Genomic DNA, 15,843 nt, shown 5'->3' on the forward strand with positions numbered 1-15,843 from the left:
TGTGATCCGTCGTGGTGAGCCAATCGACGACGATACGCCCCACACCCCGCCCCTTCACGGGCACAAGAGTGGACGACTCCATAGACGTGACCATGTGAATCCCATCGGTGGCAGGCCATGAACGCGACCATCGCCCCCTGTCGCGACGGTCAGAACACTACTGACCGGGGATTTCCCTGACACCTCGGACAAGCCGGTTGAGGAGAAGACATCTCATGCGATTTCTCTCCCGGGCGGACCCGCGCGGCCCGGCCGCCCCGCGTTCACCGCGAGGAACGCGTGCACGGGCGCGTAGGCCGGGTTCGCGGCCCGGGAGGTCCCGCTCTCCCGCCCGGCCGGCCTCCGCGCGCACCGCCCCCGCACGGCGTCGTGGCGCCGGTCGACGTCCGCCCGGCCCGCCCCCTCCCGCGGAGTTCCGGGACGGGCCGCGACGCGTGGGGGCCGGCGCCCGGAGCGGGGCGGGAACGGACCCGGCCCCGGTCGCCGGGCGCCACGGCGCCGCCGTGCCGGCCGCCGTCCGGGCGCCCCGCGGCGGGCCGACCGCGCCGCCGTCGTTCACTCGACGGAGTCCATGAAGGCCAGCATCCGGCGGTTGACCTCGTCCGCGTGGTCGATCTGCGGCCCGTGGCCCGTGCCGGAGACGATCTCGGCGCGGGCGGACGGCACCAGGCGCGGCACGCGCTCCACCTGCCGCCGCGGGTGCACGAGGAGGCTCCGCTTGCCGAGCACCAGGTAGAGCGGGGTGCGGATGGCGGACAGTTCCGCCTCGGACAAGGGCAGCGGGGCCGGGCGGCGGATGCGGTACGCGCGGACGCCCAGCCGGATCATCGCCCGCAGCTCCGGCACGACCAGCACCGGCTGCTCCAGCCAGGCCGCCAGCCGTGGGCGCAGCGCCTTGGGGGCGGACGTCGCGAAGAGGCTGGCGAAGATCCAGGCGAAGAAGCGCAGCCCCACCTTCTCCAGCCCGCCCGGGTCCAACAGGGTGACCGAGGCGAGGCGGTCCGGCCTGCGGTGCGCCTGGTTCAGGGCCAGCCACCCGCCGTAGGAGGAGCCGACCAGGTGCACCTGGTCGAGGCCGAGTCCGGCGAGCGTCTCGTCCAGCCACCGGGCGGCGTCCTCGGGCCGATGGAGGGGCTCGCGCTGCACGCTCCGCCCCGGATCGCCCGGCGTGTCGATCGCGTAGACGGGACGCTCGGCGCTGAGCGCGGGGGTGTTCGGATACCACATCGCGGAACAGCTGCCCGCGCCGTGCACGAGGACGACGGGGGTGCGGGCCGGGCCGGACGGGTCGTCGGAGCCGTACCGGTAGACGTGCGTCGTCCCGAAGTCCGTCTCCACGTCGGTCTCCGCGACGGCCGGTGCCCCCAGGGCGAACACGGCGTCGCACGCGGCGAAGTACCGCTCCCGCAGGGCGTCGTTCACATAGCGGCCGACGTCGGGCCGGGTACGGCCTCGGTCACGGGTCCTGGTCTCGGGCACGGTGCGCCACCTCCGGGGGGTCGTCTGTTCGTGATACGACCGTACCATCAAAATGATACGGCTGTACCATCAAGAGGGCCGGCCCGGTACGGGCGGGCGGGACCCCTGGACGGGAGGCGCACACCGATGCCCAAGCGCGTGGACCACGCGGAACGGCGTACCGAGATCGCCGAGGCGCTCCTGCGCGTCGCGGGGCGGCGCGGGCTGCACGCCGTGGGGATGCGCGACGTGGCGGCGGAGGCGGGCGTGTCGCTGCGGCTCGTGCAGTACTACTTCGAGACCAAGGAGAAGCTGCTGCTCCACGGCCTCCAGCACCTGGCCGAGCGGTTCGGGGAGCGGGTCGCCGCCCGGATCCGGGCGGCCGGGGGCGACCCGGACCCGCGCGCGACGGTCGAAGCGCTCCTGATGGCGTCGCTGCCGTCCGACGAGGAGAGCCGCACGTTCCACCTCGTCTACACCTCGTACGCCGTGCTGGCCGTGACCGACCGGGCGCTCGCCGCCCAGCCGTTCATCCGGAACCCCGACGCCGCCGAGGACGCCCTGACCGGACTCCTGGACCGGGCCCGGGAGGCAGGGCTCGCCCGGTCGGACGTGGACGCCCGCCTGGAGGCGGTCAGCCTGCTCGCCATGTCCGCGGGGCTCGGCACCGCCGTCCTCGCCGGGCAGCGCACCCCGGAGTCCGCCGCCGAGGTCCTGCGCCACCACCTGGACCGGATCTTCCCGGGCGGGCGCCCCGCCGAGGCGTGACGGCCCGGGCGGCGCCGGACGGGCGGGTCCCGCTCGGGTCCGCCCGTCCGGCGCCATGCCCGTCCGGCACCGTGCCCGTCCGGCACCGTGCCCGTCCGGCACCGTGCCGGTCCGATGCCGTGCCCGTCCGGCGCAGCGCACGCCCGCCTACGGCGCCATCTCGTACGCGCCGGACAGCGCCTCGACGCGCTCCCAGACGCGCGCCGAGCGGGCCGTGTCGACGACCGGGCGGCGGACCGCGTCCAGGGCCCAGCGCTGCTGCTCCTCCGTGGCCGAGTCCTTGCCGTGCAGCTCGACGGCGTACGCGGAGAAGTCCCGTACGAGAACGGCGAACAGCTCGTCGAGCACGTCCTCGTCCAGGCCGGTCAGAGCCGCCTGCTCCAGGATCAGCTGGCCGTGCACGACCAGCGCGAAGAGCTGGCCGACGGCGAGCAGCAGGTCGAGGTCGCGGCTCTGCTCCTCGTCCGGGGCGGCCGTGGCGGCGAACGCACAGAGGGCGTCCGCCTGCTCCCGGAAGCGGCCGACGTTCGACAGGTGCGCGTACGCGTCGAACGCGGGCCGCCAGTCGTGGAACCGGATGGCGCCCAGGCCGCGGGCCGGCCCCTGCCGGAAGAGGAAGGCGTCGTCGGCGGCGTCCAGGCGGGTCGGCACGGGAGCGTATCCGGCCGGGTCCAGCAGGTGGTTGCGCATGAACTTGAGGATCAGCGCCAGGTTGACGTGGACCGTGCCCTCCAGCTTCGGCAGGCTCCGGATCTCGGCGGCGGCCTGCGCGAAGTACGTGTCCTTCTCGAAGCCCTTGGCGGCGATGACGTCCCACATGAGGTCGACGACCTTCTCGCCCTCGGTGGTGACCTTCATCTTCGTCATCGGGTTGAACAGCAGGTACCGGCGGTCGTCGGGGCCCGCGGAGCGGAAGTAGTCGACGGCCCGGTCGCTGAACAGCTTCATCCCGACGAGGCGCACGTACGCGTCGGTCAGCTCGCGGCGCACGTGCGGGAACGCGGTGACGGGGCGGCCGTACAGGATCCGGTTGTGCGCGTGCGTCACGGCCTCGTACATCGCGTGCTCGCAGATGCCGATCGAGGCGGTGCACAGGTTGAACTTGCCGACGTTGACGGTGTTGAGCGCGGCGTCGAACGCGGCGCGCCCGGTGTGCAGGACGTCGTCGGGGCGGACCGGGTAGCCGTCGAGGCGGAACTCGCTGACGTACTTCGAGGAGTCGACGACGTTCTTCACCAGGTGGTACGCCGGGTGGCGGCTGTCGGCGGCGAAGAAGACGTACCCGTCGGGGCCCTCGACGTCCGTGCGGCGGCCGAAGACGGAGACGAGGCCGGCGGCGTTGCCGTTGCCGATGTAGTACTTGGAGCCGCTGGCGCGGAAGCCGCCCTCGCCGTCGGGCTCCAGCAGCATGTCGGTGGAGTAGATGTCGGCGCCGTGGCTCTTCTCGGACAGGCCGAAGGCGAACACCTCGCCCTGGGAGAGCAGTTCGGCGGCGCGGGCGCGGGCGGCGGCGTTGTCGCTCTGCCAGACCGGTCCGAGGCCGAGGATGGTGACCTGCCAGGCGTACCAGTAGTCGAGGCCGTAGAAGCCGAAGATCTCGTTGAGCGCCGCGATCCGGGCCGTGTCCCAGCGCTTGTCGGCGTGGCCCCCGGCGGCGGAGGCGGGGGTGAGGAAGGTCGCGAACAACTGCTCCTTCGCCGCGAAGGCGAGGAAGTCCGCCAGCCAGGCGCGCGAGCGGTAGTCCTCGATCAGCCTGCGCTTGCCGCGGGCCTCGAACCAGTCGACGGTGGCGCGCAGCAGCTTGCGGGTCTCCGGGTCGAAGTGCGCCGGGTCGTAGGTGCGCGGGTTGAACAGCAGGGGGTCGGCCATGCGGGGTCGCCTTTCCGGTTCGGGGGGTGTGCGTGGTGGTGGGGGTGCGGGGCGGCGCGGCGGGCGGCCGGGCGCCGCCGCGGGGTCAGCGGCCGGGGCCCAGCCGGTGGAGGGTGGCCAGTACGTCGTCGAGCCAGTCGATCATCATCCGCTCGTACGCGATCCCGCCGCGGAGGACCGCGTGCTGCAGCTCCCGGCCGGGGTCCGGCGGGGTCGGCGCGCCGGGCGCCGTGCCGAAGTCGCGCTCCTCGCCCGCCAGGTAGTGGGCGAGCCTGTCCCGGTGCATCCGCTGGTGCCGCTCGACCTCCCGGACCAGGGCGGCGGGGTCGTCGAAGGCCGCGCCCCGGATCTTCACGGCGAGGTCGTGCCGGACGCTCTCGGGTTCGATCGGGTCGTGCAGCCACCGGGAGAGGGCCTCCCGGCCCGCGGCGGCCACCGAGTACTCCTTCTTGTCCGGGCGCGTCCTCTGCGGCACGCCGCGCACGTCGACCCAGCCGTCGGCCTCCATCCGTTTGAGGACGCGGTAGATCTGCTGGTGGGTGGCGGTCCAGAAGTAGCCGATGGACCGCTCGAACCGCCGGGCCAGCTCGTAACCGGAGCCCGGCTTCTCCAGCAGGGAGACGAGGATCGCGTGTTCGAGCGCCATGCCGCGATCCTGCTATGCAACTAGTTGCATAGACAAGCCGGGCCGTCCCGGTGAGACGCGGCTCACGCGCCGGCGGGGAGGGGATGGGGGCGTCCGCTGGGCGGTGCCCGCCGTCCGGTCGCCGGGGTGTCGGCGGCTCCGGACGTTCCGCCGCCGTCCAGAGTATTGACGCGTACGTGACATGGCGTTGTTATGGGAGCGCTCCCATTTGATGTTCCGTACCCGAGTTCCCGGCGCTCACTTACTGGAGTCGCAGTGAGAACAGCACGAAGCACCACACCGAAGAGGTCCCCGGGCGGCCTGCTGGGCGGGCTGGCCGCCCTCCTCGGGCTGACCGTCCTCGCCACCCTCGGCCCGGCCACCACCCCCACCGCCCGGGCGGCCGAGGCCGACCCGCCGTCCGGCGCGGCCGCCACCGGACTGCACATCCGCGACGGCCGCCTGCTGGAGGGCAACGGCAACGACTTCATCATGCGCGGCGTCAACCACGCCCACACCTGGTACCCGGGCGAGACGCAGTCGCTGGCCGACGTCAAGGCGCTGGGCGCCAACACCGTCCGCGTCGTCCTCTCCAACGGCCACCGCTGGACGAAGAACAGCCCCGCCGACGTGGCCGGCGTCATCGACCAGTGCAAGGCCAACCGGCTCATCTGCGTCCTGGAGGTGCACGACACGACCGGGTACGGCGAGGAGCCCGCGGCCGCCACCCTCGACCAGGCGGCCGACTACTGGATCGGCCTCAAGGACGTCCTCGCCGGCGAAGAGGACTACGTCATCGTCAACATCGGCAACGAGCCCTGGGGCAACACCAACCCCGCCGGCTGGACCGCGCCGACGACCGCCGCCGTCAAGAAGCTGCGCGCCGCCGGCTTCCAGCACACGATCATGGTCGACGCGCCCAACTGGGGCCAGGACTGGCAGGGCGTCATGCGCGCCAACGCCCGGACCGTCTACGACGCCGACCCCACCGGCAACCTGATCTTCTCGATCCACATGTACAGCGTCTTCGACACCGCCGCGGAGATCACCGACTACCTGAACGCCTTCGTGGACGCCGGGCTGCCGCTGCTCATCGGCGAGTTCGGCGGGCCGCCCGACCAGTGGGGCGACCCCGACGAGGACACGATGCTGGCCGCCGCCGAGCAGCTCCGCCTCGGCTACCTGGCCTGGTCGTGGAGCGGCAACACCGACCCGATCCTCGACCTGGCGATCGACTTCGACCCGGGCCGGCTCAGCGGCTGGGGCCAGCGCATCTTCCACGGGGTCAACGGCATCGCCCAGACCGCCCGCGAAGCGACCGTCTTCGGCGGGACAGCCCCGGACGACACCCAGGCCCCGACCGCGCCCGGCACCCCGGCCGCCTCGGCCGTGACGGCCACCTCCGCGACCCTCACCTGGGCGTCCGCCACCGACAACGTCGGCGTCACCGGCTACGACGTCGTCCGCGTCACCGGCGGCACCGAGACCGTCCTCACCGCCTCCACCACCCCCACCGCCACGCTGACCGGCCTCACCGCCGGCACCACCTACACCTTCGCCGTGTACGCCCGCGACGCCGCCGGGAACCGCTCGCCCCGCTCCGCCACCGTCACCGTCACCACCGAGAAAGACGGCGGCACCCCCGGCACGTCCTGCTCCGTCGGGTACCGCGTCGTCAACGAGTGGCCCGGCGGCTTCCAGGGGGAGATCACCATCCGCAACACCGGCACCACCGCCCTCAGCGGCTGGAAGCTCGGCTTCACCTTCCCCGACGGCCAGACCATCACCAACATGTGGGGAGGCACCCCCACCCAGAACGGCGGCGCGGTGAGCGTCGCCCCGGCCTCCTACACGTCCACCATCCCCGCCAGCGGCGCGGTCACCGTCGGCTTCACCGGCAGCAAGGGCACCACCAACACCGCCCCCGCCGCGTTCACCCTCGGCACCACTCCCTGCACCACCCCCTGACCCACCCGGTGCGGCGGCGGAGCCGGCCGCAGCACCCGCGGGTCGCCGGAGGCACCGCCTCCGGCGACCCGCCGGCACCGGGCCTTCCCGGGCCGCCCCCTCAGAGCTTCCGGGTGTCCCGCGGCTCGACGTACGGCTCCGCCGCGGGCGGGTGGCCCGTGGCGACGGCGCGTTCGCGTTCCAGCTCGGCGTTGAACTCCAGGCCGAGCAGGACGGCGATGTTGGAGATCCACAGCCACACCAGGAACACGACGACGGCGGCCAGGCTGCCGTACGTCTTGTCGTAACCGGAGAAGTTCGCCACGTACAGGGCGAACGCGGCCGACGCGACGATCCAGATCAGCACCGCCAGCAGCCCGCCCGGGAACACCCAGCGGAAGCCGTGCCGGACGTTGGGGGCCGCCCAGTACAGCAGGGCGATGATCAGGCTGAACAGGAACACCATCACGGGCCACTTGGCGATGTTCCACACGGTGATCGCCGTGTCGCCGAGCCCCAGGACCTCCCCGGTGCGCCGGGCGAGGCCACCGGTGAAGACCACCCCGATGGCGATCAGCGCCAACAGGACCACCACGACGAGCGTGACGGCCAGCCGCACGGGCAGCGTCTTCCACACCGGGCGCCCCTCGCCGATGTCGTACACGGCGTTGGACGCCCGCATGAACCCGGCCACGTACCCGGACGCCGACCACAGCGCGACGGCCAGGCCGGCGACCAGCGCGAACCCGGCCCTGCCCCGGCTGCCCTCCAACTGCTCCAGCACACCGGCGATCAGGTCGCGGGCGGTGCCGGGCGCCAGCCCGCCCAGGTTGTCGAGGAGCGGCCTGATCGTGGAGGTCCCCATCAGCCCGACGACCGACAGGAGGGCCAGCAGTGCGGGGAAGATCGCCAATATGCCGTAGTAGGTGAGCGCGGCGGCCCAGTCGGTCAGGTCGTCCCGCTGGAACTCCTTGACGGTGCGCTTCAGCGCGGTCCCCCACGAGCGCCCCGACATCTGCGTGGGCCCCCGGGCGGGCTCCCGCGCCCCGCGCCCGCGGCCCCCGGAGGCGCCGCCGTCGCGGCGCGTGCGCGCGTTGCGGTCCATGGTTCCTCCTCGGGCGGTACCACCCGGCCGGGCCGGGCTCCGGGCCGACCCGGAACCCGGCCCGGCCCGGAGCGGTCCGTCCCGGCGCGCGCCGGGACTACGCGGTGCCCGGAGTGCCGGACCCCGATCCGCGCACCTCGCCGGCGACGTGCTGCCCGGACTCGCGCGCCTGCTCCTTGAGGTGCGCGGCCTGGTCGCGGGCCTGCTCGCCGGTGCTGCGGGCGGCTTCCGCGGCGGTGTCCTTGACCTGCGTGGCTGCCTGCCGGGCGGTCTGCGTGGCGTCTTCCTTCAACCGCTGCGCCGACTCCACGGCCGCCGCCTTGACCGGCTCGATCATCTCGCCGGCCCGGTCGGAGATCCGGCTCACCGCCTGCTGCTCGGACTTGGTCTCCGGCAGCAGGGAGGCGGCGAGCATCCCCGCGCCGAACGCGATCACCCCGGCCGCCAGCGGATTGCCCTGCGTCTGCCGCATGGCCTGTTCCGGGGCCTGCTTGACGGCTTCGCCCATGTGCTCGGCGCTGTCCTGCGCGGACCGCGCCGCGTGGCGCGTCCGGTCCGCGGCGGCGCTTCCCGTGTCCGAGGCGACGCCCATGACCCGGGCCCGCAGGCCCGACGCCGCCGAGCGTGCCCGGTCCGTACGCCTGCGCACCATCCGCTTCGGGCTGGTCCGGTCGGCCAGCCGGTCGACGTTCTGCGACAGCCTGTCACGCGTCGCTTCGATGTCGGCCCTCACTTGGTCGGGTGACGTGCCCATTGCGCGTCCTCCTTCAACGTCTCGATCGTCCGATCCGGCTTCGGCGACACCTCCCGCATGCGGGACCGGCCGAGCACGAACAGCACGGCCGCGATCACCGCCCACACGGCGGTGACGATGAGCGCGGCCCAGCCGGCGTCCATCACGTTGGCCAGCCCGAACACGGCCGCCAGCGACAGGAAGAGCGCCACCATGTAACCGGCGAAGCCCGCGCCGCCGAACATCCCGGCGGCCTTCCCCGCCTTCGACGCCTCCTCCTGGATCTCGGCCTTCGCCAGCCGGACCTCCTGCCTGAGCAGGTGTTGTACGTCCGCGGTCACCGCGGCCAGCAGCTCGCCGGCCGAGCGGTCCCGCGTGGAGCGCACCTCCTCCGAGGGCAGTGTGTGGGCGCCGCTGCGCGCCCGCGGGGAAATGGTCGCCATGTCACACCACCCGGGGGTATTCCGGCAGCTCCGTGCCTGCCGACCCGCCCGGAGGCAGGACCGGCTCCGTGATCTCCGACGTCCGCCGCGCGTCGCCGTCACCGGAGTGCGCGGCGTCACCGGACTGCACGGCCTTGCCGGCCTTCATGAGACGGCCGGCCACGAGACCCGCCACCACCGCTCCGCCGAGGAAAGCGCCCGGCCGCCGGCGTGCGAAGTCCTGGAGGTCGCCCATCAGGCCGTCCACGCCGCGCTGGTCCAGGTAGTCCGCGGCCCGGCGTCCGCCGTTGGCGGCCTGCGTGACGAGACCGCGGGCGGGGGAGTCGTCCGACGCGTTCCGCGCCATGCCCTCGAGGTCGTCCGCCCACTGCCGTACGGTGCCGGCGAGCCGCTCCGTCTGGCCCTGTCCTTCGTCCCGGACGCGGCGGCGGAGGTCGCGGACGGCGCTGCCCGCCTGCTGGCGGGCCTCACCGGCGACCGCCTTCGCCTGCTCGGCGGCGCTCCCGGCGACCTCGCGGCCCGCCTGACCGGCCTGAGAGGCCGTGACCGAGGCCTGTTCCTTCGCCACCTCGCCCGATTGCCGAACCCGACCGGCATCAGTCATAAGCCACTCCTCCTTCAGCTGCGGACCCCCTGTGGAGCCGGGGCCCGCCGGATTGTGTGTCGGGCTCGCGGGTACCACCGGGCGCCCGTGCAAAACAGCGGTAGCCCCGGCTTCCCGTCCCGATCGGCCGCGGTGCGGCCGGAGCGGGAGCGGAAGCCGGGGCTGCGGGCGGCCGGACGGGTCCGCGGGGAGGGGCCGCGGACCCGGCGGCGCGGCGCCGGGTCCGATGCGGGTCAGGCCGTGTGGAGCCTGAGCCCGTAGCGGTTCAGGATCTCGTTGACCGGCTGGTGCCAGGTCTGGCCGCCACCGCGGCAGTCGCCCCAGCCCCCGGAGGTGACACCCTGTGCCTGGTCACCGCTGATGAAGGAGCCCCCGGAGTCACCGGGCTCGGCGCAGACACTGGTCTTCGTCATCTGGTGCACCGGGCCCTGGCTGTAGTTGACGGTCTCGCCCTTGGCGAGGACGACACCGCAGTGCCAGCGGGTCGTCGACCCCGAGCGGCACACGGACGCGCCGACGGGCGCCTCGGCCGATCCGCGCACGAGCTGGTCGGGGACGGTGCCCCAGCCCAGGACGACCGGCACGGTCCACCAGCCGCTGCCCACGCTCACCCACGCGTAGTCGTCGCCGGGGAACGACGACCCCTGGAACGCGCCGACGTGGCTGCGGTCCCAGCCGTACACGGCCGCGCCCGGCGAGCCGCAGTGCCCGGCCGTGACGAAGCCGCCGTGCACCGAGAACCCGATGGAGCAGCGGACGTTCCCCGTGTAGTACGGGTCTCCGCCCACGGTGCCCGCCGCGAAGGTGCGGGGCACGTCCCCCGCGGTCCGGACGGTCACGGGGCCCGCCTGGCGGGCGCGCGCCACGAAGTCCCGGACGGCGGGGTCGTCCCGGTGGCCTTCGGCCACGTGGACGGCGACGGTGTTCGCCTCCGGGTCGACGTGCCAGCTCGCCACGCCCGCCGGGGCTTCGAGCCGGTCGATCCGGGCCTTGGCGGCGTCGAGCCGCCGCGCGGTGTGACGTACCAGTACGGTGTCGGCGCCGGTCGCCTCGACGGCGGCCCGCCTGGCCCGGTCCGTTACCGCGACGGTGAGCCGGCCGGAGTCCGCCTCGAACCACGAACCGCCGTAGGCGGCGCCCGCGGCCCGCCGCGCCGGCCCTTCGACGCCGCGCGCCGCCGTCTCGGCCCGGAGGCGGGCGGCGGCCTGCTCCTCCGTCAGCCCCAGGTCGCGCCGCATCGCGGTGAGCAGGCCGGGGGAGAGCGGGGTGTCGGCCCGGGAGGGGGCCGGGGACCGGTCGACGGCCGAGGCGGTGGAGGGACCGAGGGCCGCCGTGACGAGGAGCAGGGCGGAGGACAGCGCGGAGGACAGTGCGGTGCGCAGGATCGTCGTACGTCTCACTGGATTCCCTTCCGTCATCACTGACAGGGATCGGAGTGGAGCAAGAACGGTGTGAGAGCGCTCTCAAAAGACGCACGGCAGAGCGTACCGGCTCCTCCATGGCAGGACCATGCCAACGCCTTCGGTCTGGCTCGGAACCGCCCCCGCTCCTGGTCGTCTCGCGGCGCGCGGACGATCCCCGCGTAGCGGCGGCCGGCGGTCAGCGGCCCCGGCGCCGGGTGAGGAACCAGGTGCCGCCGACGACCAGCAGGGCGAACATCGCCAGCCCCCCGCCCTGCGCGGCCAGCAGCCAGAGCCGGTCGCGCAGCGGCAGGGTGCCGTTGAGGGTGACCTGGAGCGAGCCGACCGCGAAGGCGATCGCGGCGGTGAACACGGCGACCAGCTCCACCGCCCGTACCGACGAGGTGCGCAACGCCTCCTCCAACTCCCGCTGCGCACGCTCCTGCCGGTCCCACCGGAGCCGGTGCTCGGCGTCGAGGCGGGACCGGACCCGCGCCTCCTGGATCGCGTCGCGCTTGTTCAGGTACTGCTCCTGGAGCAGCTTGTGGCTGCCCCGGTTGCCCACTGCGGGCAGCAGGCGCAGCGCGGCGTCGATGCTGTCGAGGGCCGCGTCGTGCTCCCCGCACATGTGCCGGCCCCACGCCAGTCTGAAGTGGAACATGTGGTCCCGCGGATGGTCGCGTACGGCCTCCTCGGCGCGTGCGCGCAGCAGTTCGCCGTGCCCCTCGAACGGTGACGCGGCGTAGATGCCGTTGAGGCAGACGTCGATCACGTGCCGGGTCCGCCGGGGTGACGCCCAGGCGCGGTCGAGCAGCGAGACGGCGTGTTCCGAGGTGATCGCCCGGCTGCCGAACGCGGCGAACGCCCGCAGCGCCAGGAACAAGGGCTCCTCGTGGTGGGGGCCGGCAGCCAGCGCGAGCAGCGACGAGGAGAGGAACTGGTGCAGTTCGTCGGACCAGAAGTTCGAACGCAGCTTGCCCGCGTGGTACAGCGTCGCGAAGTACGCCACGTCACCGGAGGGCGAGTCCCGCGACACGATCTCCTCGGTGGCCTCGGCCAGTTCGCGCGCCGACTCGACGGTGTCCTTCGTGATGAACGCGTACCCCAGCGCCCACCTCTCCGCCACTTCGGTCCGGTGTTCCTCCGCGACGCGCTCGACCAGCCACACCGCGCACGCGGCGGCGGTGCGGATGCTCGGCAGGTCCAGGAACCGCAGCCGCCAGTAGCGGTCGGCGCAGATCAGGTACGGGTCCGCCGCGAAATCCGACGAACCCACGTCGAACGGGGGCTCCGTACCGTCGCGGTGGAGCGCCGCGGCCACCTCTTCGCAGACCCGGTCCAACTGGCGGGAGTCGCCCGTCATGATGCCGCCGAGCCGTGCGTCGACCGTGACCCTGTCCATGTTCCCCCTCATCGGCGCGTACGGCGATGTCCCGCCCCTCTGCCTACCACGCCCGACCGCCACCGTGTCGGCATATCATCCGATCTTGCTGGTGAACGTGGCGGTCTCGACGTCGATGGTGACCGGAATCCGTCGCCTCCGCAGCCGAGGGGGCTCCGGCTCGTGCGGCAGCGGGCCGAGACGTTGCTCCGGGGGCCCGCGTGGCGGGGGGCGGAATTCTGCGGGGAGGATACGATCAACGGCGGGTCGTGGGCGTTTTGCCGGAGCTTGCCTGATTCAGGCTGAGTGTCCCCGTGGTGTAGAACTGATAAAACGCCGGCGTTCACGCGAACGGAGTGACGCGGTCACCCGGATGCCGCGCATCCAGGCGATGTGGGTTGCGTTAGGCGGGATATGGCAGCAACGCTCACCGACAGCTATACCTCCGGTCGCGCCAGAGTCCCCGCCTGGGCGCACAGTTCCGTGGCCATGGGCGACTTCGTCTTCATCCCGGCGTCGCCGCTCTCCGGCAATGACGACGGGAAACTCTGGAACACGGACGAAGCCATCCCCCTCACCTGGTCCGCCCCCCTCCTGGAAGAATTCGTCACCGCGATGGAACGCATCGAGCGTGACTTCTCGTGCTCGTGGAAGAAGGTCGACCTGTCAGCAGGCAGCGCGGACCCGGCGGCCGGGAAGCGGGCGGGGCTGCACGAGCATGCGTGACTTCGGCGCCGGGGAGTCCTTCGGCAACCCCTACGGCTACCACGACCGCACCGGCACCCAGGCGTGGGCGCGGTCGCCCGAGGACCCGACCGTCCCGCAGACGGACCTCTCCGGATACGGCGGGCCCGGCGGCCTGCTGGACTCCTCCTGGGATCCGGCGGAGGAACTGGCCTCCCTGCTCCAGGGCACCATCGCGACCGAGCGGAACATCCCTCCACCGGTCCGCCACCCGGAGGACGAGGGCTACCCGCTCGCCCACGACCCCCTCGCGGGCCTGACCCAGATCACCGCCGACCTGCCGCCCGTCCGCCGCACCGCCGGCCCCGGCCACCGCAAGACCCGCCGGATCGCCATCGGCTGGGTGCCGACGATCAGTTACTCGATCGCCGCGGCGGCCACCGTCCTCGTGTCCATGGTGAGCGTCTTCAGCGGCGTCGTCGCCTACGACCCGCTGCGCCACATCGCCAAGTCCCGCATCTCCGCCGACGTCGTCGACTGGTGGCCCCTGCTCGTGTACGGCCCGTGGCTCGTGGCGTCCCTCTCCGTCCTGCGGGCCGCCGTGCACCAGCGCCGCGCCGCCCACTCCTGGATCGTCGTCCTGCTGTTCTCCCTCACCGCGATGCTGCTCTGCGTCACCCAGGCGCCCCGCACCCTCACCGACATCGCCGCCGCAGCCCTGCCGACGGTGGCCTCCCTGGCCTGCTTCCACCAGTTGGTCCGCCTCATCACGCTGACCAGGCCGCCCCGCAGGCCCACGCGTGGCCGCCGCGTCCTCCGTCCGTCCGCCCCTCCCGCGGCGATTCCCCTGCCCCGGCAGTCGACCGACGGCAAGCGCCTCTTCTGAGGACCGGCACCCCTCTCCGCGGCGGCGCCCCGAGCGGTGCCCCGAGCCCGCGCAGCCGCGGGGAGGGCGAGACCTCCCGCGCGGGGCCACCGGACGCGCACCGGCGAGCCGGGCCCGCCCACGCGGTACTTACGAAAGGAAACCCCTGTGGACACCACCCTGTGGCTCCTCGTGGCATGCGCGTCCGTGTGCTCGATGGTGTCGGCGTTCGGCTCGTCCCTCCGGATCGGGATGTCCCGCCTCGACGCGACCGAGCTGCGCCGCCACCGCCACATGGTCCGGGTGCTGGAGGCCAACGCCCAGCTCCTCACCCGCCGGCACGCCGCGTCCGCCCCGCCCCAGGACGGCACGGGGGCGAGGGTGCGTACCCGGTTGCGGAGACGGCTGATGCGCGTGTGCCGCCTCGTGTACCTCCGCTTCGGAGGCTGACGGACCGCCGCGCCCGTGCCGGGACCGCGCGTCGGGACGTGCGCGACGGTGTCGGGACGCACGCGACGGCCGGGCCGCCCCCCTCGCTTCCCCCACTGCCCGGGGTCGGCCACCGGCCCGGCACTACCCCGGCTCCCGTACGCCCGAAATACTGCGCTCCTACGTCATTTCACGGATGCCTCCGTACCACCCCCTCTGGAAGGGTCTCCCCGCGAGGCTCGGGAACAGGGGGAGCGGAACGGATGACACGTCGACGGCAGATACCGGTGGCCGGTTCGGTGATCGCTCGGGTACGCGTGGTGACGGCACCGGCGGGGGTGCCGCTGCTCTCGGTGAGCGCCCGCGGCGGCGCGGGCGACGAGGATCGGGCGGCCCGCCCGACGGCCGCGGCCCCCTCCGGTGCCCCGGGCAGCACCGGTGACGAAGCGGTGGGGAGGACCACCGCCTCGTCGCCGGCGCCGATGGCGTGCCCCGCCGTCCGCCGGGGCCCCGCCCTCCTCCGCTTCGCCGCCTCCCCGGCCACGTGCGGGGAGGCGCGCAGGCCGGCGCCGGTCGCCGTTCGGCGGACCGTGAAGCTCCGCGCGGCCACCGCCTAGGGGAAGGGACCGACCGTGCGGGGATGCCTGCTCCTCCTGCTGGCCGTCGCGTTCCTCGGGCAGCTCCTGTCGACGCCGCTGACCGTCTCCGACCTGATGGCGGCGCAGTCGCCGCCGCAGCACCCCACCCCGGGGGAGAGGGCCGTACTGGTCGGGATCTCCGCGGTGACGGCGCTCGTCGTGACCTGGTCGGCCGGGCGCCGCCGCCCCGGCCGCGCGCCCGCCCTCGCCGCCGGCACGGTGCTGCTGCTGGCGCTGTGCGCGGTGGTGACGCTGTGGGTCCGCGACCGGGTCGGCACCGACAACTGGATGCTCGGCTCCACCCTGGAGGGCCTCGCGGCCGGCGTCACCGCCCTGGTCTTCCGCGTGGTGGCGCGCCGGCGGGAGCGGGGCAGGCCGCTGCCGGGGGAGGTGTGGCTGGCGATGGTGCCGTTCCGGGACAGCGACGAGGAGGCGCGGCACTACTGCGTCGTCCTGAAACGCCGCTGGGGGTACGCCGACGTCCTGCAGATCACCTCGCAGAACAAGGACGGCCGCCCCGGTTACCTCCCCATGCCCAACGGCGAGTGGGACACCGTCTCCGGCAGGGGCCACTGGGTGGAGACCGCTCGGCGGCCGCGCCGGGTGCCGTACCGGAACTTCCTCAAGGACCGGCCCCAGGGGCCCTGCCCCACCGCGACCTGGCGGCAGCTCCGCCGCCGCACCGTCCCGGCCGTACTGCGCGGGCCGCGCCGGGGCACCCCCGCACGCGGCGGGTGGCGGTGAGCGGCGCCGGTACGGCACGGTGACCCCGCTCCGACCACCCGTCGCGTACTTTTCGCTCGCCGCTCGCCGCTCGCCGCTCGCCGCTCGCCGCTCGCCGCTCGCCGCTCGCCGCCCGCCCCGCGCCTCCCGGGCGCGGGGCGGGGCGGGTGA

The 15,843-nt window shown here is 73.7% G+C and carries 16 protein-coding genes; 7 read left to right on the plus strand and 9 right to left on the minus strand.

Annotation, left to right across the window (positions count from 1 at the left end; translation table 11 throughout):
• Window positions 1–555 precede the first annotated feature (555 nt).
• On the minus strand, window positions 556–1,527 hold the full coding sequence (locus AC07D6_RS23590) for an alpha/beta fold hydrolase (RefSeq protein ID WP_391654595.1): 972 nt from the start codon (window positions 1,525–1,527) through the stop codon (window positions 556–558).
• 78 nt (window positions 1,528–1,605) lie between these two features.
• Between AC07D6_RS23590 and AC07D6_RS23595 the strand changes: the two genes are divergently transcribed.
• Window positions 1,606–2,226: a TetR/AcrR family transcriptional regulator gene (locus AC07D6_RS23595; protein WP_315881711.1), complete on the plus strand. Its 621-nt coding sequence runs from the start codon at window positions 1,606–1,608 to the stop codon at window positions 2,224–2,226.
• A 147-nt stretch (window positions 2,227–2,373) separates the two neighbouring features.
• Here AC07D6_RS23595 and AC07D6_RS23600 read toward each other — a convergent pair whose 3' ends face one another.
• A complete protein-coding gene (locus AC07D6_RS23600; protein ID WP_479047331.1) occupies window positions 2,374–4,095 on the minus strand; it encodes an acyl-CoA dehydrogenase family protein in 1,722 nt (573 codons plus the stop codon).
• 85 nt (window positions 4,096–4,180) lie between these two features.
• Window positions 4,181–4,741, minus strand: coding sequence for a PadR family transcriptional regulator (locus AC07D6_RS23605; RefSeq protein WP_479047334.1), 561 nt, complete (start codon window positions 4,739–4,741; stop codon window positions 4,181–4,183).
• A 255-nt stretch (window positions 4,742–4,996) separates the two neighbouring features.
• Between AC07D6_RS23605 and AC07D6_RS23610 the strand changes: the two genes are divergently transcribed.
• Window positions 4,997–6,688: a cellulase family glycosylhydrolase gene (locus AC07D6_RS23610; RefSeq protein WP_479047337.1), complete on the plus strand. Its 1,692-nt coding sequence runs from the start codon at window positions 4,997–4,999 to the stop codon at window positions 6,686–6,688.
• Window positions 6,689–6,788: 100 nt separating this feature from the next.
• Here the strand turns inward: AC07D6_RS23610 and AC07D6_RS23615 are convergent, their stop codons facing one another.
• From AC07D6_RS23615 to AC07D6_RS23640, 6 genes are all read right to left on the minus strand, one after another.
• On the minus strand, window positions 6,789–7,772 hold the full coding sequence (locus AC07D6_RS23615; RefSeq protein WP_479047340.1) for a YihY/virulence factor BrkB family protein: 984 nt from the start codon (window positions 7,770–7,772) through the stop codon (window positions 6,789–6,791).
• Between the two features lie 97 nt (window positions 7,773–7,869).
• The gene (locus AC07D6_RS23620; protein WP_479047343.1) at window positions 7,870–8,526 is read right to left on the minus strand and encodes a DUF3618 domain-containing protein; all 657 of its coding nucleotides are present in this window, start codon (window positions 8,524–8,526) and stop codon (window positions 7,870–7,872) included.
• Window positions 8,502–8,948 (minus strand): phage holin family protein, encoded by a 447-nt coding sequence (locus AC07D6_RS23625; RefSeq protein ID WP_315880137.1) that lies wholly within the window; start codon window positions 8,946–8,948, stop codon window positions 8,502–8,504. The genes AC07D6_RS23620 and AC07D6_RS23625 overlap by 25 nt, the downstream gene beginning before the upstream one ends.
• 1 nt (window position 8,949) lies before the next feature.
• Window positions 8,950–9,552 carry a hypothetical protein gene (locus AC07D6_RS23630; protein ID WP_479047346.1) on the minus strand — a complete coding sequence of 201 codons (603 nt, stop codon included), beginning with the start codon at window positions 9,550–9,552 and terminating at the stop codon, window positions 8,950–8,952.
• Between the two features lie 233 nt (window positions 9,553–9,785).
• Entirely contained in the window at window positions 9,786–10,952 is a 1,167-nt protein-coding gene (locus AC07D6_RS23635) for a S1 family peptidase (RefSeq protein WP_479047348.1), read from the minus strand.
• Between the two features lie 199 nt (window positions 10,953–11,151).
• Window positions 11,152–12,354 carry a hypothetical protein gene (locus AC07D6_RS23640; protein ID WP_479047351.1) on the minus strand — a complete coding sequence of 401 codons (1,203 nt, stop codon included), beginning with the start codon at window positions 12,352–12,354 and terminating at the stop codon, window positions 11,152–11,154.
• A 393-nt stretch (window positions 12,355–12,747) separates the two neighbouring features.
• On the opposite strand from AC07D6_RS23640, the gene AC07D6_RS23645 reads away from it, so the two are divergent.
• The 5 genes from AC07D6_RS23645 (at window position 12,748) to AC07D6_RS23665 (ending at window position 15,693) form a co-directional block, all read left to right on the plus strand.
• Window positions 12,748–13,059 (plus strand): hypothetical protein, encoded by a 312-nt coding sequence (locus tag AC07D6_RS23645; protein ID WP_479047354.1) that lies wholly within the window; start codon window positions 12,748–12,750, stop codon window positions 13,057–13,059.
• On the plus strand, window positions 13,052–13,903 hold the full coding sequence (locus AC07D6_RS23650) for a DUF2637 domain-containing protein (RefSeq protein ID WP_479047357.1): 852 nt from the start codon (window positions 13,052–13,054) through the stop codon (window positions 13,901–13,903). Before AC07D6_RS23645 ends, AC07D6_RS23650 begins: the two co-directional genes overlap by 8 nt.
• Window positions 13,904–14,050: 147 nt before the next feature.
• Complete coding sequence (locus tag AC07D6_RS23655) at window positions 14,051–14,332, plus strand: hypothetical protein (protein WP_479047360.1); 282 nt, start codon at window positions 14,051–14,053, stop codon at window positions 14,330–14,332.
• A 242-nt stretch (window positions 14,333–14,574) separates the two neighbouring features.
• Window positions 14,575–14,928 (plus strand): hypothetical protein, encoded by a 354-nt coding sequence (locus AC07D6_RS23660; protein WP_479047363.1) that lies wholly within the window; start codon window positions 14,575–14,577, stop codon window positions 14,926–14,928.
• A 15-nt stretch (window positions 14,929–14,943) separates the two neighbouring features.
• On the plus strand, window positions 14,944–15,693 hold the full coding sequence (locus tag AC07D6_RS23665; protein WP_479047366.1) for a hypothetical protein: 750 nt from the start codon (window positions 14,944–14,946) through the stop codon (window positions 15,691–15,693).
• Window positions 15,694–15,843: the final 150 nt, after the last annotated feature.

The sequence above is a fragment of the Streptomyces sp. NPDC045287 genome, from assembly GCF_056432325.1.